At 62.2% G+C, this 23,964-nt stretch carries 19 protein-coding genes; 11 read left to right on the forward strand and 8 right to left on the reverse strand.

Going from position 1 to position 23,964, the window contains the following annotated elements; genetic code table 11:
- Positions 1–16 precede the first annotated feature (16 nt).
- From topA to PMI20_RS13285, 5 genes are all read left to right on the forward strand, one after another.
- The gene (gene topA / locus PMI20_RS13265) at positions 17–2,629 is read left to right on the forward strand and encodes a type I DNA topoisomerase (protein WP_007921310.1); all 2,613 of its coding nucleotides are present in this window, start codon (positions 17–19) and stop codon (positions 2,627–2,629) included.
- A 142-nt stretch (positions 2,630–2,771) separates the two neighbouring features.
- Positions 2,772–3,296: a DUF6586 family protein gene (locus PMI20_RS13270; RefSeq protein ID WP_007921306.1), complete on the forward strand. Its 525-nt coding sequence runs from the start codon at positions 2,772–2,774 to the stop codon at positions 3,294–3,296.
- A gap of 51 nt (positions 3,297–3,347) precedes the next feature.
- Entirely contained in the window at positions 3,348–4,382 is a 1,035-nt protein-coding gene (locus PMI20_RS13275; RefSeq protein WP_007921305.1) for a hypothetical protein, read from the forward strand.
- Positions 4,383–4,937 (forward strand): LemA family protein, encoded by a 555-nt coding sequence (locus PMI20_RS13280; protein WP_007921304.1) that lies wholly within the window; start codon positions 4,383–4,385, stop codon positions 4,935–4,937.
- Between the two features lie 110 nt (positions 4,938–5,047).
- Positions 5,048–5,281, forward strand: coding sequence for a hypothetical protein (locus PMI20_RS13285; protein WP_009042980.1), 234 nt, complete (start codon positions 5,048–5,050; stop codon positions 5,279–5,281).
- Between the two features lie 104 nt (positions 5,282–5,385).
- Here the strand turns inward: PMI20_RS13285 and sulA are convergent, their stop codons facing one another.
- Positions 5,386–5,859 (reverse strand): SOS-induced cell division inhibitor SulA, encoded by a 474-nt coding sequence (sulA, locus tag PMI20_RS13290; RefSeq protein ID WP_007921302.1) that lies wholly within the window; start codon positions 5,857–5,859, stop codon positions 5,386–5,388.
- Positions 5,860–5,869: 10 nt separating this feature from the next.
- Positions 5,870–6,478 carry a transcriptional repressor LexA gene (gene lexA / locus PMI20_RS13295; RefSeq protein ID WP_007921301.1) on the reverse strand — a complete coding sequence of 203 codons (609 nt, stop codon included), beginning with the start codon at positions 6,476–6,478 and terminating at the stop codon, positions 5,870–5,872.
- Positions 6,479–6,730: 252 nt separating this feature from the next.
- Here lexA and PMI20_RS13300 point away from each other — a divergent pair, with 252 nt between their 5' ends.
- The 3 genes from PMI20_RS13300 to PMI20_RS13310 all read left to right on the forward strand — a co-directional run bounded on the left by PMI20_RS13300 (position 6,731) and on the right by PMI20_RS13310 (position 9,396).
- Positions 6,731–7,438, forward strand: a complete 708-nt coding sequence (locus PMI20_RS13300; RefSeq protein ID WP_007921300.1) for a TetR/AcrR family transcriptional regulator — start codon at positions 6,731–6,733, stop codon at positions 7,436–7,438.
- A gap of 204 nt (positions 7,439–7,642) precedes the next feature.
- Positions 7,643–8,641 carry a beta-N-acetylhexosaminidase gene (gene nagZ, locus PMI20_RS13305; RefSeq protein ID WP_177323773.1) on the forward strand — a complete coding sequence of 333 codons (999 nt, stop codon included), beginning with the start codon at positions 7,643–7,645 and terminating at the stop codon, positions 8,639–8,641.
- 11 nt (positions 8,642–8,652) lie between these two features.
- Positions 8,653–9,396: an S-methyl-5'-thioinosine phosphorylase gene (locus PMI20_RS13310; protein ID WP_007921298.1), complete on the forward strand. Its 744-nt coding sequence runs from the start codon at positions 8,653–8,655 to the stop codon at positions 9,394–9,396.
- Between the two features lie 105 nt (positions 9,397–9,501).
- Here PMI20_RS13310 and PMI20_RS13315 read toward each other — a convergent pair whose 3' ends face one another.
- From PMI20_RS13315 to mfd, 3 genes are read right to left on the reverse strand one after another with little or no spacing between them, the layout of a single operon-like run.
- Positions 9,502–12,195: a DEAD/DEAH box helicase gene (locus PMI20_RS13315; RefSeq protein ID WP_007921297.1), complete on the reverse strand. Its 2,694-nt coding sequence runs from the start codon at positions 12,193–12,195 to the stop codon at positions 9,502–9,504.
- Between the two features lie 11 nt (positions 12,196–12,206).
- Positions 12,207–12,770, reverse strand: a complete 564-nt coding sequence (locus PMI20_RS13320; protein ID WP_007921296.1) for a CsiV family protein — start codon at positions 12,768–12,770, stop codon at positions 12,207–12,209.
- A 10-nt stretch (positions 12,771–12,780) separates the two neighbouring features.
- Positions 12,781–16,230, reverse strand: coding sequence for a transcription-repair coupling factor (mfd, locus tag PMI20_RS13325; RefSeq protein WP_007921294.1), 3,450 nt, complete (start codon positions 16,228–16,230; stop codon positions 12,781–12,783).
- Positions 16,231–16,580: 350 nt separating this feature from the next.
- Here mfd and PMI20_RS13330 point away from each other — a divergent pair, with 350 nt between their 5' ends.
- Entirely contained in the window at positions 16,581–18,044 is a 1,464-nt protein-coding gene (locus PMI20_RS13330) for a glyceraldehyde-3-phosphate dehydrogenase (protein ID WP_007921292.1), read from the forward strand.
- A 185-nt stretch (positions 18,045–18,229) separates the two neighbouring features.
- On the opposite strand, the gene PMI20_RS13335 is transcribed toward PMI20_RS13330, so the two are convergent.
- Positions 18,230–19,528 carry an MFS transporter gene (locus PMI20_RS13335; RefSeq protein WP_092418195.1) on the reverse strand — a complete coding sequence of 433 codons (1,299 nt, stop codon included), beginning with the start codon at positions 19,526–19,528 and terminating at the stop codon, positions 18,230–18,232.
- 373 nt (positions 19,529–19,901) lie between these two features.
- On the opposite strand from PMI20_RS13335, the gene PMI20_RS13340 reads away from it, so the two are divergent.
- Both PMI20_RS13340 and sthA read left to right on the forward strand, forming a co-directional pair.
- Entirely contained in the window at positions 19,902–20,879 is a 978-nt protein-coding gene (locus PMI20_RS13340; RefSeq protein ID WP_007926938.1) for an FAD:protein FMN transferase, read from the forward strand.
- A gap of 201 nt (positions 20,880–21,080) precedes the next feature.
- A complete protein-coding gene (gene sthA / locus PMI20_RS13345) occupies positions 21,081–22,475 on the forward strand; it encodes a Si-specific NAD(P)(+) transhydrogenase (protein WP_007926939.1) in 1,395 nt (464 codons plus the stop codon).
- Between the two features lie 42 nt (positions 22,476–22,517).
- Here the strand turns inward: sthA and PMI20_RS13350 are convergent, their stop codons facing one another.
- Both PMI20_RS13350 and PMI20_RS13355 read right to left on the reverse strand, forming a co-directional pair.
- Positions 22,518–23,240: a glycerophosphodiester phosphodiesterase gene (locus PMI20_RS13350; protein WP_007926940.1), complete on the reverse strand. Its 723-nt coding sequence runs from the start codon at positions 23,238–23,240 to the stop codon at positions 22,518–22,520.
- A gap of 61 nt (positions 23,241–23,301) precedes the next feature.
- Entirely contained in the window at positions 23,302–23,889 is a 588-nt protein-coding gene (locus PMI20_RS13355; protein WP_007926941.1) for a PilZ domain-containing protein, read from the reverse strand.
- Positions 23,890–23,964 lie beyond the last annotated feature (75 nt).

Genomic DNA, 23,964 nt, shown 5'->3' on the forward strand with positions numbered 1-23,964 from the left:
AGGAATTTTCCGATCCATGGGCAAATCGCTGGTCATTGTGGAATCCCCGGCTAAGGCCAAGACCATCAACAAGTACTTGGGTAACCAATACGTGGTGAAGTCGAGTATCGGCCATATCCGAGACCTGCCCACCAGTGGTTCGGCGAGCGCCGCCAAAGAGCCTGCTGCCAAGCGTGGCAAGGCTGCTGCTGGTGAAGCACCGGCGCTGTCGGCCAAGGAGAAGGCGCGCAAGCAGCTGGTCTCGCGCATGGGAGTCGATCCGGACCACGGCTGGAAAGCCAAGTACGAGATCCTTCCAGGCAAGGAAAAAGTCATCGAAGAGCTGCGCCGGCTCGCCAAGGATGCTGACACCATCTATCTCGCAACGGACTTGGACCGCGAAGGGGAGGCCATTGCCTGGCACCTGCGGGAAGCCATTGGTGGGGATGACAGCCGCTACAAGCGCGTGGTGTTCAACGAAATCACCAAGAAGGCGATCCAGGAAGCCTTCTCCCAGCCGGGCGAGTTGGATATCGATCGGGTCAACGCTCAGCAGGCGCGTCGTTTCCTCGACCGCGTGGTGGGTTACATGGTCTCGCCGCTGCTGTGGGCGAAAATCGCCCGTGGCCTGTCTGCCGGCCGTGTGCAATCGGTGGCGGTGAAGCTGGTGGTGGAGCGTGAGCGCGAAATTCGTGCCTTCATCCCTGAAGAGTACTGGGAAGTTCATGCCGACCTCGGCACCGCCAAGGGCGCCAATGTGCGCTTCGAAGTGGCCCGGGAAAACGGCGAGGCCTTCAAGCCGCTGAACGAAGCCCAGGCCATGGCGGCACTGGAGAAGCTCAAGGCGTCGACCTACACCATCGCCAAGCGCGAAGACAAACCGACCAGCAGCAAGCCGTCGGCCCCCTTCATTACCTCCACCCTGCAGCAGGCCGCGAGCAACCGCCTGGGCTTCGGGGTGAAGAAAACCATGATGATGGCCCAGCGTCTGTATGAAGCCGGCTACATCACCTATATGCGTACCGACTCGACCAACCTCTCGGCTGATGCCCTGACGATGGCGCGGACCTATATCGAAGAAGAGTTCGGCAACAAATACCTGCCGTCCTCGCCGAACTTCTACAGCAGCAAGGAAGGGGCCCAGGAGGCGCACGAAGCGATTCGTCCGTCCGACGTGAACACCCATCCAAGCAAGCTGTCGGGCATGGAGCGTGACGCCGAGCGCCTCTACGAGCTGATCTGGCGCCAGTTCGTGGCCTGCCAGATGCTGCCGGCACAATACCTGTCGACCACCGTCAGCGTCGCCGCTGGCGGCTTTGAGCTGCGTGCCAAGGGCCGCATCCTCAAGTTCGACGGTTACACCCGGGTCATGCCGCAGATGAGCAAGCCGGGCGACGACGATGTCCTGCCGGATATGGCGCAGGGCGATGTGCTGAAACTGATCAAGCTCGACCCGAGCCAGCACTTCACCAAGCCGCCGGCGCGTTACTCCGAAGCCAGCCTGGTCAAGGAAATGGAAAAACGTGGCATCGGTCGTCCTTCGACCTACGCGGCGATCATTTCCACCATCCAGGATCGCGGCTACGTGGCGTTGCACAATCGTCGTTTCTATTCGGAAAAGATGGGCGACATCGTCACCGAGCGTCTGTCCGAGAGCTTCTCCAACCTGATGGACTACGGCTTCACCGCCGGTATGGAAGAGCACCTCGATGACGTGGCCCAGGGCGAGCGCGACTGGAAAAACGTCCTCGACGAGTTCTACGGTGACTTCAAGAAGAAGCTCGAAGTGGCCGAAGGCAGCGACAGCGGCATGCGCGCCAACCAGCCGGTGATGACCGATATCCCGTGCCTCACCTGTGGCCGTCCGATGCAGATTCGTACCGCGTCCACCGGTGTATTCCTCGGTTGTTCGGGTTACAGCCTGCCGCCGAAAGAACGCTGCAAGGCTACCGTCAACCTAGTGCCGGGCGACGAGATCGCCGCGGACGACGAGGGTGAATCCGAGTCGCTGGTACTGCGCGGCAAGCACCGTTGCCCGATCTGCAGCACGGCGATGGACGCCTATCTGCTGGACGAGAAACGCAAGTTGCACATCTGCGGTAACAACCCGGATTGCGCGGGCTATGAGATCGAAGAGGGCAGCTATCGCATCAAGGGCTACGAAGGTCCGAGCCTGGAATGCGACAAGTGCGGCAGCGAGATGCAGCTCAAGACCGGCCGTTTCGGCAAGTTCTTCGGTTGCACCAACCCGACCTGCAAGAACACCCGCAAGCTGCTCAAGAGCGGTGACGCGGCGCCGCCGAAGATGGATCCGGTGAAGATGCCTGAGCTGAAATGCGAGAAGGTCAACGACACCTACATCCTGCGCGACGGGGCATCGGGCCTGTTCCTGGCGGCCAGCCAGTTCCCGAAAAACCGTGAGACTCGCGCACCGCTGGTGCTCGAGCTGATTCCGCACAAGGACGAGATCGATCCGAAGTATCACTTCCTCTGCGAAGCGCCGAAGAAGGACCCGGACGGTCGCCCGGCGGTGATCCGCTATAGCCGCAAGACCAAGGAGCAGTACGTGCAGACCGAAGTCGACGGCAAGCCGACTGGTTGGCGCGCGTTCTACGACGGCGGTAGCTGGAAGGTCGAAGACAAGCGTTAAGGTCCGCATCGGACGCTTCTGAAAAGGCCGCGTAAACCTCTCAAGGGTACGCGGCCTTTCTTTTGGGCTTGCGGTGGGCTGGAGTGTTCCATGACACTGTAAGGCCAGCCTGCTGTATCTATTCGTTGTGGAGATTGCCGTCATGGCCCACGAACTCTATACCCGCACCAACCAGAAAATTTATTTCGCCGGCCTGTCGCTGGAAGCCTTGGCGCGAGCCGAGGCGGGCGGGGCAATGAATGCTCAGGCGCTGGTGCAGGCGGGACGAGAGTCGGTGTTGTTTCACTTGTATGGCGCGCTGCTTGGCTTGTGCCATGAAATTGCTGGCTTCTATCGCCTCCCGCAGGCCAATGCGCCCCGTGCGGAGCTACTGCTGACCCGTGAGGTGCTGGAAAGCATCGCCATCCCCGAGCTGGCCGAGCTGGTGGAACTGGCCCATAACCCGGAGACCTGGCTGGCGAAGCTGCTGGCCGCCCATTCGGCGATGTTCCAGCCACCGCGGGTGCCGCATAAACCCAAGGGCGATGTCACCCAGCCGTTGATCGTCGCAGTGAACCTCGATGAAGAAGAGCAGGCACCGCAGCTGAGCCGGGAAGAGCTGGAGCAATGGCGTCAGAACCTCAAGGCTTTGGCGATTCGCTTCCGTGACGGCCTGAATGAGTGTTGAGCCGCCGCTAGCGGATATCTTCGAGTACGACCAATCATTCAAGGATGAGTAATGGCTTCAGCTACAGAGACGAATGCGCTGCCTGCGCTGTTCGATCGTGTCGATCGTCTGGCGGCCGCGGCCGCTTCGTCCCGGGATCTGCTCAAGGCGGTGGAGCAGATTCGCGATTTTCCCGAACCTATTGTCCTTAGTCGTTCAGATCCCAATTCAAAAAAACTGGCCTGGTGCCTGTGCATTGCCGGAATACTGGTCTGGCCGTTGCTGATTCCCGGGATCTACCTGATGCGCCGGCGCGGCGCCAACCACTTCATTCATCCGGATGTGGTGAAGGCGCTATCGCAGAAGATCATTCGCAAAGCGGCTCTGCTCAGCGCTGGCGTAGATGATGCGTCGGCTTCGGGGATTTTCACCCTGGCCGTGATGATGAATGAGTTTGCGCACTATCGTCGGGGTAACTATTCCCGTGAGCTCAAGAACACGCTGCTGGGCGTTTACAGCGGTGCGGTGCACGATCTGCCTTACGCTTTCCACCATCTGCATTACGTCGATATGGAAACCTACGAAGTATCGGTTTCCGACGGCAAGGGCGGTTCTCGAAGGGAAACCAGAACCCGCTATGTTGGGTATGACCGCTATAGCCTGGTGTTCGACTTTCCCTGGGCAGCCGAGGTTGCCGTTCGTGGTGACAAGCATCGAGCCATGGATCGCGAGCATCTCTACAAGACCACGACCCGGGAATTCAATTCTGCCTTCACCCTGACTGGCGCGACGGAGATGGCCTGCGCGACTTTCGCCACGCCGATCACCGTGCTCAAGCTGCTGCAGATCGCCAAGGAGTTGAAAGACGTCAGTTTCGAGTTTTCCTCCCAGAGCCGCCTATGCGTGAGCTTCAACAATGATGATGTGGTCGGCATCGCTACCTCGGCGGTAAGCCTTGCGGAGCCGGTCGCCTTTCATGCCGGCTTGATGCAGGGGGCGACGATGCCGCGCCTGAGGCCGGTGCTGGAACTGTTGCACCAGTTTGCCGAGTTGCATGACGACAATTTCAATCTACCGAAGAAAAGAACGCAGGACATGGAGCAGTAAATGATCATCCTTCTTACAGCGATACTGGTGGCCTGGCTCCTCTGGTACTACTACAACAAGATTGTCGGCGCAGGGAACCGCGCTCAGCGCGCATGGGCCGATGTGCTCGTGTATGAGCGGCAGAAGATCAAGGTGCTGGATGCCCTGGAGGAACAGGCTTCCAGCTTCAAGATCTATGAAAGCAACGTGCTGGAGAAAGTGGTGGGCCTGCGTTCGGCCCTCGGAAGGTTGCCTGAGGCGGCCAGTGGTGAGGCGCTGAAGTCGACGCAGATGGCCACTCGGGAACTGGTGGGGGGGCTGAACATGGCCTTTGAGGCCTATCCGGAACTCAAGGCGGCGGGAATCGTCAGTGGGTTGATGAAGGAAATCGTCGAACAGCAGGCGAACATTGCAGCCGCCGTTACGGTCTTCAACCGGACCGTCGAGGAGTTCAATAACTGCATCCAGATGTTCCCCAGTTCGATGGTCAACGCGGTCATCAACAAGAAGCAGGCTATTACGCCGTTTTCCGATAAGGAAGCCGCCGCGAGTTTTGATTACAAGCCGAATTTCTGATGGCAAATGCCTGTTTGTAATGCCAGGCCAATAAAGAAAACCGTTTGGGCCCGCGCGAGGTCGGGGTGATGACTGATATAATCCCGGCCTTTCGTGGAGAACAGACCTTTATGCCAACGTCCTTTCTAGAAATTGTCGAATTGCCAGACGGTCGTATCGAGCTGCGCAGGGCCGAGGACGAGGGTTCTCTGGTCACTCTGGACTTTTCAGAGGATGCCAAAGCCTTCTTGCAAGGCCAGCATGTCGAGGTGGCCAAGGCCATGTTGAGCGTGGGTGTGCAGATGGCGGGTCGCCTGGTTGAAGGCGAATTGGAGAAAGAAGAGGGGCCACGGATTCTTCACTGAGTCCGTTTGTCGGTTTTTTTGCTGTCGTTCGTCGCCTCCTTTCGGCTTCTCAATCCTGGAGAAGCCTTGTGTCATTCAAGTGTGTCCATCGACGCTTCTAGCGGTCAGCCCAGACGAATATTCAGGCTTTGTGCGTCGCCCGTGCGGGCTGCGCTGATGAGCTGTTGACGGGCACTGCTGTTCAACGGGTTGAGCCAGCTGACAACGGTGTGGCTGCGTCCCAGGCGCAGCGCCTCGCAAGCCAGTTGTTGCGCGCTTTGGGCGCCGCGCGGGTGCAGCAGCAGAATCCGTTCGCGGTTCAGGCCGGCATCCCGCAACCAGGCCTGGGTCAGGCTGGCCGGCGGGGCAATCAATGTCAGCCAGCGCGCATCCTGGTCCTGGCTCAGTTCCCTGAGGATGGGCGCCAGCAGGCTCAGGCAGTTCCCGGCGGCACCGCGTAACGACAGTTCACTGAAGGCTTCCGGTTCGTTGCTCCAGGGCGATTCGACGACCTCTTTGAGGATAGGCGCCAGGGGTTGGGCCATGAACGCTTCGAACAGTGGCAGTTGTGCATGCTGTGGTGTGTGAGGGAACTGCATACAGCCTCCTTTAGCGGCGAATGACGCCGACACTCAAGCCTTCGATCACCAGGTCCTGATCTTTCAGGTTGACCTCGATAGGGGCGAACTCAGGGTTTTCGGCAATCAGCCAGACTTTGCTGCCTTCGCGCTTGAAGCGTTTCACGGTGACTTCATCGCCAATGCGGGCGACGACGACCTGGCCATTGCGGGCCTCGCGAGTGGTGTGCACGGCCAGCAGGTCGCCATCGAAAATGCCGATGTCCTTCATGCTCATGCCGTGAACCCGCAGCAGGTAGTCGGCACGTGGATGGAAGAAGGCCGGATTGATGTTGCAGGACTCTTCGATGTGCTGCTCGGCGAGAATTGGAGCACCTGCGGCGACCCGGCCGATGATGGGCAGGCTGGAGTCGTCGGGCTTGGCTTCGAACCCCGGGATGCGAATGCCGCGGGAGGCGCCTGGAGTCATTTCGATCGCGCCTTTGCGGGCCAGCGCCTTGAGGTGTTCTTCAGCGGCGTTGGGCGACTTGAAACCCAGTTCCTGGGCGATTTCCGCGCGGGTCGGTGGGTAGCCGTTGTCTTCGAGGCAACGTTTGATAAAAGCCAGAATCTCAGCTTGGCGTGGCGTCAGTTTTAGCATGTCGATCGCTCTGTCTTTTTATACAGTGACTGGAATTATATACAGTGAATGCCGCTTGGCAATCCTCCTTTTTCCAATCGCCGCTGGACGGTCGGGTCGCCGCTGCGCATGCCTGGTGTCGCGTGGCTGGCTACAGGAAGCGGCGGGTATGATTAAATAGCTGACTGACCGGCCGCAAAACGGACAGGCAGGCTTGACAAGGCTGGGGCTGAAACGTATGTTTCAAACAAGTGTTTGTCAGGCGGAGTAGCCATGGCCCAGTCGGAAACCGTTGAACGCATTCTCGATGCTGCCGAGCAGTTGTTCGCGGAAAAAGGTTTTGCCGAAACCTCATTGCGGCTGATCACCAGCAAGGCCGGGGTCAACCTGGCGGCGGTGAATTATCATTTCGGTTCCAAGAAGGCCCTGATCCAGGCGGTGTTCTCGCGCTTCCTCGGGCCGTTCTGCGTCAGCCTCGACCGTGAGCTGGAGCGGCGTTCGGCCAAGCCGGACAGCAAGCCAAGCCTCGAAGAGCTGCTGGAAATCCTCGTCGAGCAGGCCCTGGTGGTCCAGCCTCGCAGCGGCAACGACCTGTCCATTTTCATGCGCCTTCTGGGCCTGGCCTTCAGCCAGAGCCAGGGGCACCTGCGACGTTATCTGGAAGACATGTACGGCAAGGTGTTCCGCCGCTACATGCTGCTGGTCAACGAAGCCGCTCCACGTATTCCACCGATCGAACTGTTCTGGCGTGTGCACTTCATGCTGGGGGCGGCGGCGTTCAGCATGTCGGGGATCAAGGCCTTGCGTGCGATTGCCGAGACCGACTTCGGGGTCAATACCTCGATCGAGCAGGTGATGCGCCTGATGGTGCCATTCCTTGCGGCTGGCATGCGCGCCGAAACCGGCGTCACCGACGATGCCATGGCCACGGCGCAGCTCAAGCCGCGCAGCAAATCGACTCCGGCGGTCGCCAAGGCCTGACCGTCCGGGTGGGCGCGGCAGCTTACATCCGCTAAGCTAGCCGCCCATGCCAACTCTCGTTTCCTACCTCTCTTCACACCTTTCGCCGATCGTCGCTTGCCGGGCCTTGCCGCCAGCAATGGACTCGTGCGTCCGCGCCACGCCAGCACCCTTTGCGGTGCCGTGCGCGTACTTCGTTACTAAGGAATTGCTATGACCACAGGCCTGCAAGGCTCCTTGATGGTGGATGTCGCCGGTACCTGGCTGACGGCTGAAGATCGCCAACTCCTGCGCCAGCCCGAAGTGGGTGGGCTGATCATCTTTGCCCGCAATATCGAGCATCCGCGGCAGGTGCGTGAGCTGAGCGCGTCCATCCGGGCGATTCGCCCGGACCTGCTGCTTGCGGTGGACCAGGAGGGCGGTCGCGTGCAACGCCTGCGCCAGGGCTTCGTGCGGCTGCCGGCCATGCGCGCCATTGCCGACAACCCGAATGCCGAGTACCTGGCCGAGCAGTGCGGCTGGATCATGGCCACCGAAGTGCTGGCCGTCGGCCTGGACCTTAGCTTCGCGCCGGTGCTGGACCTCGATCATCAGCGCAGCGCCGTGGTGGGCACCCGTTCCTTCGAGGGCGACCCCGAGCGCGCCGCCTTGCTGGCAGGCGCCTTTATCCGTGGCATGAACAGCGCCGGCATGGCGGCCACGGGCAAGCATTTTCCCGGGCACGGCTGGGCCGAGGCGGACTCCCACGTGGCGATCCCCGATGACGAGCGCAGCCTCGACGAGATTCGCGCCAAGGACCTGGTGCCTTTCGCGCGCCTGAGCAAGCAGCTGGCGGCGGTGATGCCGGCCCACGTCATCTACCCTCAGGTCGATGCCCAGCCAGCCGGGTTCTCCCGCCGTTGGTTGCAGGAGATCCTGCGTGGTGAATTGCAGTTCGACGGTGTCATCTTCAGTGACGACCTGTCGATGGCCGGTGCTCATGTGGTGGGCGATGCCGCGAGCCGGATCGAAGCGGCGCTGTCGGCCGGTTGCGACATGGGCCTGGTGTGTAACGACCGGGCTGCGGCCGAGCTGGCACTGAGCGCGGCCCAGCGTCTGAAAGTGACGCCGTCGGCGCGTATTGCGCGGATGCGTGGCCAGGCGTTTGCCTGCACCGACTATCGTCAGGATCCGCGTTGGCTGACGGCGCTCGGCGCACTCAAAGATGCCCAATTGATCGATTAAGGGCTTTTGCGATGACGGTCTACGCGATTATCGGCGGTACCGGCCTGACCCGGCTCGAAGGCTTGAGCATTCACCAATCCTTGCCCCTGGATACGCCCTATGGCGCTCCGTCGGCGGATATCCAGAAGGGTGAATACGCCGGTCGCGAGGTGCTGTTTCTGGCGCGTCACGGTCATCCCCATCGCTTCCCGCCGCATCAGGTGAACTACCGGGCCAATCTCTGGGCGCTGAAGCAGGCTGGCGCCGAGGCGATTCTGGCGGTCAACGCGGTAGGTGGCATTCATCCGGCGATGGGCTCCGGGCATTTCTGTGTGCCGCATCAGCTGATCGACTACACCAGCGGTCGCGAGCATACCTATTTTGCCGACGACCTGGAGCAGGTCACCCACATCGACTTCAGCTATCCCTACAGCGAGTCGCTGCGCCAAGAGTTGATCGCCGCACTGACCGCCGAAGGCTGCGAGTTCAGCAGCCAGGGTGTGTACGCCTGCACCCAGGGCCCGCGCCTGGAAACCGTGGCGGAGATCGCCCGCCTGGAGCGTGACGGCTGCGACATCGTCGGCATGACCGGCATGCCGGAAGCGGCGCTGGCCCGTGAGCTGGAGCTGGATTACGCCTGCCTGGCGCTGGTGGTGAACCCCGCGGCGGGCAAGTCCGCGACGGTGATTACCATGGCCGAGATCGAGCAGGCGTTGCAGGACGGCATGGGCAAGGTGCAGGCGACGCTGGCGCGGGTCCTCGCGGCAAACCTGTAGCCGCTACCGAAGGCTGCGACCGAGTGCGTAGCGCTCGCAAAACCTGAATCCGCGGTATTTACGTCTGCTGCACAGCCGATCGCAGGCTGCACCAGCCGCTCCAGATCAGCGTCCGCCTTTCTTGTCGGGCAGCGGGGCGAAGAGGGCTTCAATGTCTTCGCTCTGCAGCTTCCAGTCCCCGGCCTTGCGCCCATCCAGCACGCCCGCGGCCAGGTCGGACTTCTCTTGCTGCAGGTGCTGGATTTTCTCTTCCACGGTGCCGCGGGCAATCAGCTTGTAGACGAACACCGGCTTCTCCTGGCCAATCCGATAGGCGCGGTCGGTGGCCTGGTTTTCCGTGGCCGGGTTCCACCAGGGGTCGTAGTGGATCACGGTGTCGGCTTCGGTCAGGTTGAGGCCGACGCCGCCGGCTTTCAGGCTGATCAGGAAGATCTGCAGCTTGCCGCCCTGGAAGTCCCTGACCGGCGTGCGGCGATCGCGAGTCTGTCCGGTCAGCAGGGCGTAGGCGACATTGCGGCGCTTCAGTTCGGCTTCGATCAGGCTCAGCATCGAGGTGAATTGCGAGAACAGCAGGATGCGCCGACCCTCGTCGAACAGTTCCTCGAGCATCTCCATCAGGCTGTCGAGCTTGCCGGAGGAGCTGCCTCGCGCCGGCACCGCGTCTTCGTTGACCAGGCGCAGGTCGCAGCACACCTGGCGCAGTTTCAGCAACGCTTCAAGAATGATGATCTGGCTGCGGGCCACGCCCTTGCGGGTGATCTCGTCGCGGACTTTCTTGTCCATGGCCAGGCGCATGGTTTCGTACACATCGCGCTGGGCTTCATTGAGCTCCACCCAATGGATGATCTCGGTCTTGGGCGGCAGTTCGGTGGCCACCTGTTCCTTGGTGCGGCGCAGCAGGAAGGGCTTGATCCGCCCATTGAGGTGCTGCAGGCGTACTTCGCTGGCGTGCCTTTCGATCGGCACGCGGTAATCGCGATTGAAGCTCTTCACGTCCCCCAGCCAGCCGGGCAACAGGAAATGGAACAGCGACCACAGCTCGCCCAGGTGATTCTCCAGCGGCGTGCCGCTCAGGCACAGGCGCTGCCGGGCATTGAGCGCGCGCGCGGCCTGGGCCGCCTTGCTCGACGGGTTCTTGATGTATTGCGCCTCATCCAGCACCAGGACATGCAGGGGCAGGGCGGCGAGTTGCTCGACATCCTTGGGCAGTAGCGCGTAGGTGGTCAGGATCAGGTCGTAGTCGGCCAGCTGGGCGAAGTGCTTATGGCGGCCGGCGCCATACAGGGCCAGGACCTTGAGTTGCGGCGTGAAGTGCGCCGCCTCGTCGAGCCAGTTGGGGATCAGACTGGTGGGCATCACCACCATGCACGGCCGGTCCAGACGCCCGGCGTTCTTTTCGCTGAGCGCATGGGCCAGGGTCTGCAGGGTTTTGCCCAGGCCCATGTCGTCGGCCAGGATGCCACCGACTTCCAGCTGGCGCAGGGACTGCATCCAGCTCAGGCCTTCGAGCTGATAGGGGCGCAGCGTGGCGTTCAGGCCCGCCGGCGCGGGGGCCGAGTAGTCCTTGATGTCGCGTAGCCGCTGGGCGAAGGAGCGGATGTGTTCGCCGCCTTCCCAGAGCAGGGGCAGGTCTTCCAGCGGATTGAGGCGGGTCGCGTCGGCACTGCTCAGGCGCAGTGTGGTTTCGCCGGGTTCCTGCAGATAGAACTCGCCCAGGGTGGCCAGCACCGGCTTCAGCCGGCCATAGGGCAGCGCCACTTGCAGGGGGCCGTTGGGCGAGTTGGGGCGCCCGGGAATGTTCACCAGGATCAGTTCGTCGTCGCGGCGTCTGGCCAGGCGTTCCGGGTTGAGGATCTCGGTGTGGGAGCGCATCAGGTTGAGCAGGATCGGCAACAGGCTCAGGCGCTCGCCGTTGACGATGATGCCCAGTTCCAGGTCGAACCAGTCGCGCCCCGGCGCTTCGTCCACCGTGGCGTACCAGTCGTCCACGGCGGTCAGGTCGAAGCCGAAGTCGTCGTCGATCTGCAGCTCCCAGCCCTGGGTGCGCAGCTTGGGCAGTTCGTTGAGGGTGAAGGTCAGCCAGGCGCTGTCGTTGACCATTTCATACAGCTCGCCGGCGCTTTCCGGCAGGGCCTTGCTTTGCCGGGTGGCGATCTTGAAACCCAGCGCCCGCAGTTGTTCGCGATAGCGTTGTTCGACTTCCGGCTGGCGTCTGATGCGCAGGGTCTGGTGTTCCTGGCGAATCACCACGTCGGCGTTTTTCTGCCCGCTGACGTATTCCTCCAGGTAGCTGAACGACAGCGCGGCACGGTGCTGGATGTAGCGCTGCATCTTGCCGTTGCGCGGTTCGAAGGCGCTGAACTCGATACTGGCCAGCCACAACCGGGGCACCGGTTGCACGTTGTCGACGATCTGTTGCGGCAGCGGGGCGGGGCTGCGGTTTTCCAGGACGGCCTGGAGTTTTTCCAGCAGCTCGGCGTCTTTCGCTGCCGCCGGGTAGGCCAGGGTCTCCTCGATTTTCAGCAGCACCGCGGCAATGTGTTTGCAATTACTGCGCACCGGGCAGGTGCAGGAGGCTTCGACCATCAGTAAGGTGTTCTTGGCCGACTCGCGCAGGCTGATGGTCTGTCGATAGACGTTGCCCCCCGAACCCTCGCAACTGGCGGTGATGACGCTGTCGCCGGCCTGGACGATCCTGACGCGGTTCTCCAGAGCGTAGCGGCGGCCACGCTCCAGGGCTTGTTCCTTGAATCGGCTGACCCAGGAAGGTGCCAGGGGTTTGGTCAGGGTCGGGGGCATAGGGACTTCTGTCAGTCCACGATTTCAGGCGGCGCCTCGCGCGGCGTGGGGGCCGACAGCGAGGTGATCTTGATCAGCAGGGCCAGGTGGCCGTTGTCGAGGTAGTTGAGCTGGCCGTTCTTGGTGTGGCTTTCCTGTTTCAGACGTTCGCTGGCGGTCACCAGGCCATTGCTGTCGATCCGGTTGACCCAGAACTGCGCATCCACATCGGTGAAGCGCCCGAGCTTGAGGGTCAGGGTGCCCTCGATCGGGAACTGGCCGAACTGTTCCTGGCCCTCGCTGACCGCGACTTTCACCGGGTTTTCGCCCAGCGCCTGTTGCCAGGCCTTGTGCATCAGCACGCTGTAGTCGCCGCTGGCGGTGAGTTTCTCGACCACGCCGCCCAGCGCCGGGGTACGCTGGCTGTCGGCGCCCAGGCGCTGGGCGCCGGTGGCCCAGTCTTCGGGGGCGGCGCGGCTGACGATGGCGGGAACCGCGTTCTGCCGCACCAGAATCATTTCGACCTGATACATGTCGGCAAACGCCGAGGGAGCGACCAGGGTCAGAAGCAAGGTCAGTGAGCGAAACAGGCGCATGGGGCGTCCTTCAAGCAGTTTTCGGGGTGAGGCGCTCGAACAGCGCCTCCAATGTGTTGAAGCGTTCTTCCGGACGTTCCATCGGCACCATGAATTTGAACAGCGTGGCGCCTTCAAATTTGTAGCGATTGGGTTGGCCCTGGATGAGTTTGATCAGCGCCAGCGGGTCCACCGGGGTATCGGCGGCGAACTCGAGACGACCGCCCTGCGGGCCGCCGTCGACCTTCTTGATCCCCAGTTGCTCGGCCTGCAGTTTCAGCAGGGTCAGGCGTACCAGGTTCTTGGTCGGTTCTGGCAGCAGGCCGAAGCGGTCGATCATCTCCACTTGCAGGTCCTTCAGGCCGTCCTCGTCGGTGGCCGAGGCGATGCGCTTGTAGAGGATCAGCCGCGCATGCACATCCGGCAGGTAGTCTTCGGGAATCAGCGCCGGCAGACGCAGGTTGATTTCCGGACCGCCACCCAGGGGCTGGTCGAGGTTCGGCTGCTCGCCCTTGCGGATGGCTTTCACCGCGCGCTCGAGCATCTCCATATAAAGGGTGAAGCCCACCGCCTGGATCTGCCCGCTTTGACCATCCCCCAGCAGTTCGCCGGCGCCGCGGATTTCCAGGTCGTTGGTGGCGAGCACGAAGCCGGCGCCGAGGTCCTGGGTGTTGGCGATCGCCTCCAGGCGCTTTTCCGCGTCCGGGGTGATCTGCTGGCGCGGTGGCGTCAGCAGGTAGGCATAGGCCTGGTGGTGACTGCGACCGACCCGGCCGCGCAACTGGTGCAGCTGGGCCAGGCCGAACTTGTCGGCGCGCTCGATGATGATGGTGTTGGCGCTCGGCACGTCGATGCCGGTCTCGATGATGGTCGAGGCGATCAGCACGTTGAAGCGCTTGTGGTAGAAGTCGCTCATCACCTGTTCGAGTTCGCGTTCGCGCATCTGCCCGTGGCCGATGCCGATGCGCGCTTCCGGCACCAGTTCGGCGAGGTCGGCGGCGCATTTCTCGATGGTCTTCACATCGTTGTGCAGGTAGTAGACCTGGCCGCCACGCAGCAGCTCGCGCAGCAGGGCCTCTTTGACCGTGCTCTTGTTCTGCTCCATGACGAAGGTGCGCACCGACAGGCGTCGGGCCGGTGGCGTGGCGATGATCGACAGGTCGCGCATGCCCGACACCGCCATGTTCAGCGTGCGCGGAATCGGCGTCGCGGTCAGGGTCAGGATGTCGACCTCGCTGCGCAGGGCCTTGAGCTGTTCTTTCTGGCGCACGCCGAAGCGGTGTTCTTCGTCGATGATCACCAGACCGAGGTTCTTGATCTTCACATCGTCCTGCAACAGCTTGTGGGTGCCGATGACGATGTCGATCTTGCCTTCGGCCAGGTCGGCCACCGCGGCATTCACTTCCTTGGCGGACTTGAAGCGGCTCATCACTTCCACGGTCACCGGCCAGTCGGCGAAGCGGTCGCGGAAGCTGTTGTAGTGCTGCTGGGCGAGCAGGGTGGTGGGCACCAGGATCGCCACTTGCTTGCCGCCGTGCACGGCGATGAAAGCGGCGCGCATCGCCACTTCGGTCTTGCCGAAGCCGACGTCGCCGCAGACCAGGCGGTCCATCGGCTTGGCCGCGAGCATGTCCTCGCGCACCGCTTCGATGGTGGTTTGCTGGTCGGGGGTTTCTTCGAACGGGAAGCCGGCGCTGAAGGTGGCGTAGTCGGCTTTCGGATCGGCGAAGGCATAACCTTCGCGGGCCGCGCGGCGAGCGTAGATGTCCAGCAGTTCGGCGGCGACATCGCGCACCTGCTCGGCGGCCTTGCGCTTGGCTTTCTGCCAGGTTTCCGAACCCAGGCGGTGCAGTGGCGCCAGGGCGTCGTCGCTACCGGTGTAGCGGGCGATCAGGTGCAGGTTGGCCACCGGCACATAGAGCTTGGCGCCCTCGGCGTATTCGAGGGTGAGGAATTCCGCGGCCTGGTTGTCGATTTCCAGGGTGGCCAGGCCCAGATAGCGGCCTACGCCGTGATCGATATGTACCACCGGCGCGCCTTCGCGCAGCTCGGTGAGGTTCTTGATCACCGCATCGTTGTTGGCGTCGGCGCGTTTCTCCCGGCGCCGGCGCTGCATCACGCGCTGGCCGAACAGCGGGCTTTCGGCCACCAGCGCCAGGGCCGGATCGTCCAGCAGCAAGCCTTCGTCCAGCGGTGCGATGGTGATCGCCAGGCGATCCTTGCCCGCGACGAAGTCCGGCCAGCTGTCGACGGTCTTCGGCCGCAGCTTCAGGCGCTCCAGTAACTCCAGCAGTACCTCGCGGCGCCCGGCGGATTCGGCGGTGAACAGCACGCGTCCGGAGAACTCATCGAGGAAATTCGCCAGGGCCGCCAACGGCTGATTGGCCTTGGCTTCGATGGCGAGGTTGGGCAGGGGCTGCGCCGGGAAGCGCTCGCGGCCGCCACCGGCCTCGATGTCCTGCTGGCTGGCGACCACCCGCGGCCAGCTTTTCAGACGGGCGAAGCAGTCTTCCACCGGCAGGAACAACTCGGCGGGTGGCAATAAAGGACGGGACGGATCGACGCGGCGTTCTTCGTAACGGTTGCGCACGTCGTTCCAGAAGTTTTCGGCCGCCTGCTCGATGCCCGGCAGGGAAAACACCTGGGTGTCCTGGGGCAGGTAGTCGAACAGGGTCGAAGTGTCTTCGAAGAACAGCGGCAGGTAATACTCGATACCGGCCGGAGTGATCCCGCTGCTCAGGTCCTGGAAGATCGGGCAGCGGCGGAAATCGACGTCGAAGCGTTCGCGGAAACGGGCCTTGAAGCGGGTGACGGCTTCTTTTTGCAGCGGGAATTCTTTCGCCGGCAGCAGGCGCACCGAATCGACCTTGTCGATGGAGCGCTGGTTTTCCGGATCGAAGGTGCGCAGGGTCTCGATTTCATCGTCGAACAGGTCGATGCGATAAGGCAGTTTGCTGCCCATCGGGAACAGGTCGATCAGGGCGCCGCGCACCGCGAACTCGCCGTGCTCGTAGACCGTGTCGACACAGCGATAGCCGCTGGCTTCCAGGCGAGTGCGCATCTGTTCGACATCCAGCTTCTGACCGATGTCCAGCACCAGGCTGCTGCCCAGCAGGAACTTGGTTGGCGCCAGGCGATGCAGGGCCGTGGTGATCGGCACCACCAGCACGCCATGCTCCAGCTCCGGCAGCCGGTACAGGCTGGCGATTCGCTGGGAGATGATGTCCTGGTGCGGCGAGAACAGGTCGTAGGGCAGGGTTTCCCAGTCCGGGAAATGCAGCACGGGCAAATCCGGGGCGAAGAAACTCAGCTCCTGCTCCAGCCGTTCGGCACTTTGGCTGTCGGCGGTCAGCAGCAGGGTGAAGCGCTTGGCGGCGCTGGCAGCCTCGGCAATGGCGAGGCTGAGGGCGGCACCGGGCAGATTGCCCCAGTGCTGTTTGCCGGCGGCGGCAGGGAGTTGCGGTAGACGCAGAACGGGCACGGAAGGTTGAGCTCCAGCGTTGCGACAAAGTCGGTAATTGTAGCGGTCCGGCGTACCGGCTGTCAGTTGCTGATGTGTCTATTACGCGGTTGCGGAAAATGTAGTGGTTATGACAAAAAAACGCGTTTCTTGGCGGGAAATGTAGTGCCGAATCGGGGCGGTGTTACGGAGGGTTACAGACAACGCTGGGATACCGCGCAAAATGAGGCCTTTCTGGAACCCGCGTATTTACTGGGCTGGAGCGGGGTGTGTTTTTTCCGGATGGATTTTTGTTACGTTCCGCGCGACAGGCGCGCATTGCTACGCAGGGGACTCGGCTGCATAATGTAGCCCCTTTTTTCAGCCCCTACATGTGGAAGGTTCCCGTGACTCAGAAGCCCGACCAGTGTCTTGGTGAATGGATCGACCGTGAAGCGCTCGCAGAAGCGATGATTCCGCTTATCGGTCAGCTCTACCGCAATAACAATGTGGTGAGCTCGATCTATGGCCGCAGCCTGATCAACCAGTCTGTCATCGCGATTCTCAAAGCTCACCGCTTTGCTCGCCATCGCTCTTCCGACGATAGCGAACTCTCCGTCCACGAAACATTCCCACTGCTCAAGGCCATGAGCGAGCTCAAGCTCGGCGCGGCTTCGGTGGACCTGGGCAAGTTGGCGTTCAAATTCCGTAACGAAGGCAATGGCCGCACCGCCGAGCAATTCGTTCGCGAAGAGCTGGCTGACGTGGTTGGTCAGCAAAACGCTTCGCCCCGCAAAGGCACCGACGTGGTCCTGTACGGCTTCGGTCGTATCGGCCGTCTGCTGGCGCGCATCCTGATCGAGAAAACCGGTGGTGGCGACGGCCTGCGCCTGCGCGCCATCGTGGTGCGCAAAGGCGCCGAAAACGACCTGACCAAACGCGCCAGCCTGCTGCGTCGCGATTCGGTGCACGGTTCGTTCAACGGCACCATCACCATCGACGAAGCCAACAACACCATCACCGCCAACGGCAACCTGATCCAGGTTATCTACGCGAAGAATCCGACCGAGGTGGACTACACCCAGTACGGCATCAAAGACGCGCTGCTGGTGGACAACACCGGTGTATGGCGTGACGCCGACGGCCTGGGTCAGCACCTGGCCTGCCCGGGTATCGACCGTGTCGTTCTGACCGCGCCTGGCAAAGGCAAGCTGAAGAACATCGTTCACGGTATCAACCACGCCGAAATCACCGCTGACGACAAGATCGTTTCCGCCGCTTCCTGCACCACCAACGCCATCGTGCCGGTGCTCAAGGCCGTGAACGACAAGTTCGGCATCGTCAACGGTCACGTCGAAACCGTTCACTCGTACACCAACGACCAGAACCTGATCGACAACTTCCACAAGGGCGATCGTCGTGGCCGTAGCGCCGCGCTGAACATGGTCATCACCGAGACCGGTGCTGCCACCGCTGCCGCCAAGGCCCTGCCTGAGCTGGCCGGCAAGCTGACCGGCAACGCGATCCGCGTTCCGACGCCAAACGTGTCGATGGCCATTCTCAACCTGAACCTTGAGAAAGCCGCTACCCGTGAAGAGATGAACGAGTACCTGCGCTACATGGCGCTGCACTCCGACCTGCACAAGCAGATCGACTTCGTCAATTCCCAGGAAGTGGTTTCCACCGACTTCGTGGGCTCGCGCCACGCCGGTGTGGTGGACGCTGAAGCGACCATCACCCAGGATAACCGCGTTGTTCTGTACGTCTGGTACGACAACGAATTCGGTTACAGCTGCCAGGTGGTTCGCGTGATGGAAGACATGGCCGGTGTGAACCCGCCTGCGTTCCCGCGCTAAGCCTTAGCCGCACATGAAAACGCCCCGACTTGTCGGGGCGTTTTTGTTTGTGGCGTTTGATGGCTGGAGGGATGAGTTGATTGGGCGGGCCTTTTCGCGGGCAAGCCTCGCTCCTACGGGGCGTATGCGATTTCAGAACTGACGCATAACCTGCAGGAGCGCGGCTTGCCCGCGAAGACGGTCGATCAGGCGCCACCCACTACTGCTGCCTGCGCAGTGCGCAGTTCATGCTTGTTGCCGCGGAACAGCACCAGGGTCGCGATCAGGCCCAGCACCGCCGCGCCGCTGAGCCAGATCCCCGGCGCCGCCTTGTTGTCCAGCGCATGGATCAGGTAGGTGCAGGCCGCCGGCGTGAAGCCGCCAAAGGTGGCGGTGGCCAGGCTGTAGGCCAGGGAGAAGCCGGTGGTGCGCACTTCAACCGGCATGATTTCGGTGAGAGCCACCACCATGGCGCCGTTGTACGAGCCATAGAGGAAGGACAGCCACAGCTCGACGATCAGCAGGTGGCTGAAACTCGGGTTGGCCACCAGCCAGGACAGGGCCGGGTAAGCCGTGAGGATCGCCAGGACGGTCGCCGCCAGCAGCAGCGGCTTGCGCCCGACCTTGTCCGATACGGCGCCCATCACCGGCAGCCAGAAGAAGTTCGACAGGCCGATGCACACGGTGACCAGCAGAGCGTCCAGGTCTGACAGCTGCAATTCGGCCTTGCCGAAGGTCGGGGTGTAGGCGGTGATCAGGTAGAAGGACACAGTGGTCATCACCACCAGTGCCATGCCGGCCAGGACGATGCCGAAGTTCTGGCCGATGGAGCGGATGATTTCCCGCAGGGTAGGGCGGTGCTTGCGTGCCTGGAACTCCGGGGTTTCTTCCAGCGAACGACGGATCATGAAGATCGCCGGCACTATCATGCAGCCCACCAGGAACGGCATGCGCCAGCCCCAGTCGCCCATTTGTTCCGGGCTCAGCCAGTGGTTCAGGCCAACGCCCAGCAGGCCGGCGAAGACCACGGCGGCCTGTTGACTCGCCGATTGCCAGCTGACGAAGAAGCCCTTGCGGCCCGGGGTGGAGATTTCCGCCAGGTAAACCGAGACGCCACCCAGTTCCACACCGGCAGAGAAGCCCTGCAGCAAGCGGCCGAGCAGCACCAGCAACGGCGCGGCGACGCCGAGGGTGGCATAACCCGGGACGCAGGCGATCAGCACCGTGCCCGCGGCCATGAGCAGCAAGGTGATGATCAGGCCCCGGCGCCGGCCATGACGGTCGATATAAGCGCCAAGAAAGATCGCACCCAGCGGGCGCATCAGGAAGCCAGCGCCGAAGGTCGCCAGCGACAGCATCAATGACGCGAAAGCACTGTCGGCAGGGAAGAAGGTCTTGGCAATGGCCGTGGCGTAAAAGCCGTAGACCATGAAGTCGAACATCTCCAGAAAGTTGCCGCTGACAACGCGAAAGATCGCCTTGCCTTTGCCCGTGGTCGTGGACATTTTATTCACTCACTTTGGCTATTTTGTTAGCGATCCCTGGTCGTTATCCGTCCTGGCTGCACGGTCTGGGGTGGCTAAGCCGCAGGCCAGACAGTTTGTAACAATATGTGTATGAGTCTGCCGAGGCAACAAAAACTCTTAGCTTGCTTGCTAAGTAGATGGACGGCTTGGGATTTATTGCCAGCCAGTTCGCGGAATAAACCCGCAGGAGCGAGCTCGCGATGAGCCGGGTTCGGCCTGCATCAAATCCGCGCTGGCTGCCGCATAATGGCCCGCCCTGGTCGGACGAAACCGAGAGGGAAATCGATTGTCGGGAGGCGAAGTCTTGCTGGGTGAATCTTGGGTGCGAGGGTGGCTTCCTGTCGTTCTGGCAATGGCCCTGGCCGGATGTGGTCGGGGCGACTCGCTGGAAAGCTTCGGCGGCCCGACCATGGGCAGCACCTACTCGATCAAGTACGTGAGGCGGGCAGGCCTGGCCGCGCCGAGTGAGGTGCAGGCCCAGGTCGAGCGGATACTTGCGCAGATCGACCGGCAGATGTCGACCTATCGCAGCGACTCGGACATCGAACGCTTCAACGATCTGCCGGCCAATAGCTGCCAGGCGATGCCGGCGGCGGTCCTGCGCTTGATCGAGATTGGCCAGCAGCTGTCGCGGGACAGCCAGGGCTCCTTCGATCTGACGGTCGAGCCGTTGCTCAACCTCTGGGGCTTCGGTCCGCAGGGGCGCGGAGAGGCGGTGCCGAGCGATACGGCGCTGGCGCAGGTGCGGCAGCGAGTCGGCTATACCCATCTGCGTATCGAGGGCGACCAGCTGTGCAAGGACGCCGCGGTCGAGGTGGATTTCAACAGCATCGCCGCCGGTCATGCGGTGGACCGGATTGCCGCCAGGCTCGCGGAAATGGGCATCGACAGTTACCTGGTCGAAGCCACCGGCGAACTCAAGGCCGTCGGCAGGAAACCCGACGGTTCGGCATGGCGCATTGCCCTGGAGGAGCCGCGGGACGATCGACAGCTGGCCGAGCGGGTCATCGCCGTCGATGGTTATGGGGTTTCGACTTCCGGCGACTACCGCAATTATTTCCAGCGCGACGGACAGCGTTATTCCCACACCTTCGACGCCCGCACCGGCAGGCCTGTCGAGCATGGGCTGGCTGCGGTCACGGTGATTCATCCCGCGGCCGTGATGGCCGATGGTCTGTCGACCCTGCTGCTGATCCTCGGTCCCGAGCGCGGTTGGGATTACGCGGAAAAACACGATATCGCCGCATTTTTTGTGATTCGCGCCGATACAGGCTTCGTCACACGCAGCAACCGCGCGTTTGATCGCCTGTTTGCCGGACAAAAGCAGTAATCTTGCGCGGTGCCGCGGCGCGATGTCGCAGGCAAAAGTAGCCGGCGACGCGACCAAGGGTTAATGTGCGCGGCGTTGACGCTTCTATAGACTGTGCCCGGGTTCGTAACCGAGCCAAATTGATCCTTCATGCCGCTGGCCGCGGCATGATTTAGCCGCAGGTGCCACATCGGGTGCCGCGGCCTGTTCTGAGGAGTACGCATGGCTGTCTACAACTACGACGTAGTGGTGTTGGGTTCAGGCCCCGCTGGAGAAGGTGCGGCAATGAACGCCGCGAAAGCTGGGCGCAAGGTAGCGATGGTCGATAGCCGTCGCCAGGTCGGCGGTAACTGCACCCACCTGGGCACCATCCCGTCCAAGGCCTTGCGTCACTCGGTCCGGCAGATCATGCAGTTCAACACCAACCCGATGTTCCGGGCCATTGGCGAGCCACGCTGGTTCTCGTTCCCCGACGTATTGAAAAGCGCCGAGAAGGTCATTTCCAAGCAGGTCGCCTCGCGCACCGGCTACTACGCGCGTAACCGGGTCGACGTGTTCTTCGGCACCGGCAGCTTCGCCGACGAGCAGACCATCGAAGTGGTCTGCGCCAACGGCGTGGTCGAGAAGCTGGTGGCCAAGCACATCATCATCGCCACCGGCTCGCGTCCATATCGCCCGGCCGATATCGATTTCCACCACCCGCGAATCTATGATAGCGACACCATCCTCAGCCTCGGCCACACCCCGCGCAAACTCATCGTTTACGGCGCTGGCGTGATCGGTTGTGAATACGCCTCGATCTTCAGTGGCCTGGGGGTACTGGTCGAACTGGTGGACAACCGCGGCCAGTTGCTGAGCTTCCTGGACTCCGAGATCTCCCAGGCGCTGAGCTACCACTTCAGCAACAACAACATCACCGTGCGCCACAACGAGGAATACGACCGCGTCGAAGGCCTCGACAATGGCGTGATCCTGCACCTCAAGTCGGGCAAGAAGATCAAGGCCGACGCCTTGCTCTGGTGCAATGGCCGGACTGGCAATACCGATCGGCTGGGCATGGAAAACATCGGGGTCAAGGTCAACAGCCGTGGCCAGATCGAGGTGGACGAGAACTACCGCACCTGCGTGCCGAACATCTACGGCGCCGGCGACGTGATCGGCTGGCCGAGCCTGGCCAGTGCCGCCCACGACCAGGGGCGTTCGGCCGCCGGCAGCATCGTCGACAACGGCAGCTGGCGCTTCGTCAACGACGTGCCGACCGGGATCTACACCATTCCGGAGATCAGTTCGATCGGCAAGAACGAGCAGGAACTGACCCAGGCCAAGGTGCCGTACGAAGTGGGCAAGGCCTTCTTCAAGAGCATGGCCCGCGCGCAGATCGCCGGTGAGCCGCAAGGCATGCTGAAGATCCTGTTCCACCGCGAAACCCTGGAAGTCCTGGGCGTGCACTGCTTCGGTTACCAGGCTTCGGAGATCGTGCACATCGGCCAGGCGATCATGAACCAGCCGGGCGAACTCAATACCCTGAAGTACTTCGTCAACACTACGTTCAACTACCCGACCATGGCCGAAGCCTATCGGGTAGCCGCTTACGACGGCCTCAACCGGCTTTTTTGAGCGACTCCGGCCGGTGGCCTGAGCCGGCCGGGGAGACCGATTTCAGTAACTCTCGAGCGTGGCGCTGGCCAAACCGGGAAAGTCTGTAATCAGGCTGTCTACGCCGAAGTCGGCGAGCCTGCGCATCAGCGCAGGCTCGTTGACTGTCCATACCGACACATGCAAGCCCTGACGCTGCGCCCGTTGCAGCCGCTCCGGGGTGCAGAGTGTCCAGTTCAACGCCAGAATCTCGCAGCCGTAGCTTTGCGCGACCTTCAACGGGTCGAGCCAGGCGTATTCGGCGACCAGCCCGCGGGACAGATCCGGGGTCAGCTCGACAGCCGCCTTGAGCACTTCCCGTGAGCTGGAGGTGACGGTGACCTTGTCCAGCAGGCCGAAACGCTGTGCCATCTCGCGAATCGCCAGCACCGTGGTGGCGGCACGGGTGCGCGAGGCGCTCTTGACCTCCAGCTGCCAGTGCTCGAAGTCGCATTTTTCGAACAGTTCTTCCAGGCGCGGGATCGGGCAGGGCGTGACCCAGCCCGGGCCGCCCTTGCGAGCGTCATAGGACACCAGTTCTTCGGCGCTGTGTTCGACCACCTTGCCGCGGCGGTCGGTGGTGCGCTTGAGGGTCGGGTCGTGGATCACCATCAGCTCGCCGTCCATGGACAGGTGCAGGTCCAGTTCGCAGCGGCGCACGCCATGCTTGAGGCACTGCTGGAAGCTGGTCAGGGTGTTTTCCGGTGCTTCGCCTTTAGCGCCGCGGTGGCCATAAATCAGGGTCACGATTGCTCCTTCACGGAAATTTTTCCATTAGATGGTCAGTGCTGCGCGGTGGGGCCGCAGGTCAATCGGCTGCCGGGTCGTTCTGTTCTCGGGCCTGGCGACGTTCCTGGGCTTGCTTCTGCAGGATATAGCGCGCCAGCAACTGGCGTTGGGCGTCGGTCAATGATTCGAACTCGGTACCGATTTCGAACGTGCCGAAACTGCGGGTTTCGCAATGGGTGACCTTGGCCCGCAACAACAGGCCCAAGGCCTGGGGCATCAGCAGCAGCTTGACCGCCAGGTGGGTGCCGGCCGGGTAGGACAGGTGATGTTCGAACTCGATGCCGCCTTCGGAGAGAATCACCCGCTGCGGTTCGCCGAACTTGCCGAGCACGGTCTGCGCCACCACCTGGCTAAGCAGGTCGATGCGCTTGTTCATGGACTTGAGGTAGTTGGCCAGGGTCCGGTCGCGCTCGCTGACCTGGCGCAGCAGGTGCTGCGATTCGAATTCGCTCAGATGCAGCTCGCTGAGCAGGTTGAACAGCGGCGACGCATCCTGCAACACTTCCTTGCTCGCCGCTTCGTGGGCGGACAAGGGGCTAATTTCCAGTGCGATCGTGTCCTCGATACGGTAGTATTCGCGGCGATCTTCTTCATCTAATGTCGACATGGCGAACCCATGGTAGCGGCGGTGGTCTGAGTGTAAAGCTGCTTACCAGGACCCGCCACAAGGACGTCTTCTTTT

This window comes from Pseudomonas sp. GM17 (genome assembly GCF_000282175.2).
Lineage (GTDB): Bacteria > Pseudomonadota > Gammaproteobacteria > Pseudomonadales > Pseudomonadaceae > Aquipseudomonas > Aquipseudomonas chlororaphis.

Excerpts from the sequence above, each read along its gene's own strand:
- PMI20_RS13335 (WP_092418195.1), bottom strand. The coding sequence starts at position 19,528 with ATGTCCACGACCACGGGCAAAGGCAAGGCGATCTTTCGCGTTGTCAGC.
- PMI20_RS13320 (WP_007921296.1), bottom strand. The coding sequence starts at position 12,770 with ATGCGCCTGTTTCGCTCACTGACCTTGCTTCTGACCCTGGTCGCTCCC.
- PMI20_RS13280 (WP_007921304.1), top strand. The coding sequence starts at position 4,383 with ATGATCATCCTTCTTACAGCGATACTGGTGGCCTGGCTCCTCTGGTAC.
- PMI20_RS13330 (WP_007921292.1), top strand. The coding sequence starts at position 16,581 with ATGTGGAAGGTTCCCGTGACTCAGAAGCCCGACCAGTGTCTTGGTGAA.
- PMI20_RS13275 (WP_007921305.1), top strand. The coding sequence starts at position 3,348 with ATGGCTTCAGCTACAGAGACGAATGCGCTGCCTGCGCTGTTCGATCGT.
- PMI20_RS13285 (WP_009042980.1), top strand. The coding sequence starts at position 5,048 with ATGCCAACGTCCTTTCTAGAAATTGTCGAATTGCCAGACGGTCGTATC.
- PMI20_RS13355 (WP_007926941.1), bottom strand. The coding sequence starts at position 23,889 with ATGTCGACATTAGATGAAGAAGATCGCCGCGAATACTACCGTATCGAG.
- PMI20_RS13315 (WP_007921297.1), bottom strand. The coding sequence starts at position 12,195 with ATGCCCCCGACCCTGACCAAACCCCTGGCACCTTCCTGGGTCAGCCGA.
- sthA (WP_007926939.1), top strand. The coding sequence starts at position 21,081 with ATGGCTGTCTACAACTACGACGTAGTGGTGTTGGGTTCAGGCCCCGCT.
- topA (WP_007921310.1), top strand. The coding sequence starts at position 17 with ATGGGCAAATCGCTGGTCATTGTGGAATCCCCGGCTAAGGCCAAGACC.
- lexA (WP_007921301.1), bottom strand. The coding sequence starts at position 6,478 with ATGCTAAAACTGACGCCACGCCAAGCTGAGATTCTGGCTTTTATCAAA.
- sulA (WP_007921302.1), bottom strand. The coding sequence starts at position 5,859 with ATGCAGTTCCCTCACACACCACAGCATGCACAACTGCCACTGTTCGAA.
- PMI20_RS13340 (WP_007926938.1), top strand. The coding sequence starts at position 19,902 with ATGGCCCTGGCCGGATGTGGTCGGGGCGACTCGCTGGAAAGCTTCGGC.
- PMI20_RS13270 (WP_007921306.1), top strand. The coding sequence starts at position 2,772 with ATGGCCCACGAACTCTATACCCGCACCAACCAGAAAATTTATTTCGCC.
- PMI20_RS13300 (WP_007921300.1), top strand. The coding sequence starts at position 6,731 with ATGGCCCAGTCGGAAACCGTTGAACGCATTCTCGATGCTGCCGAGCAG.
- PMI20_RS13310 (WP_007921298.1), top strand. The coding sequence starts at position 8,653 with ATGACGGTCTACGCGATTATCGGCGGTACCGGCCTGACCCGGCTCGAA.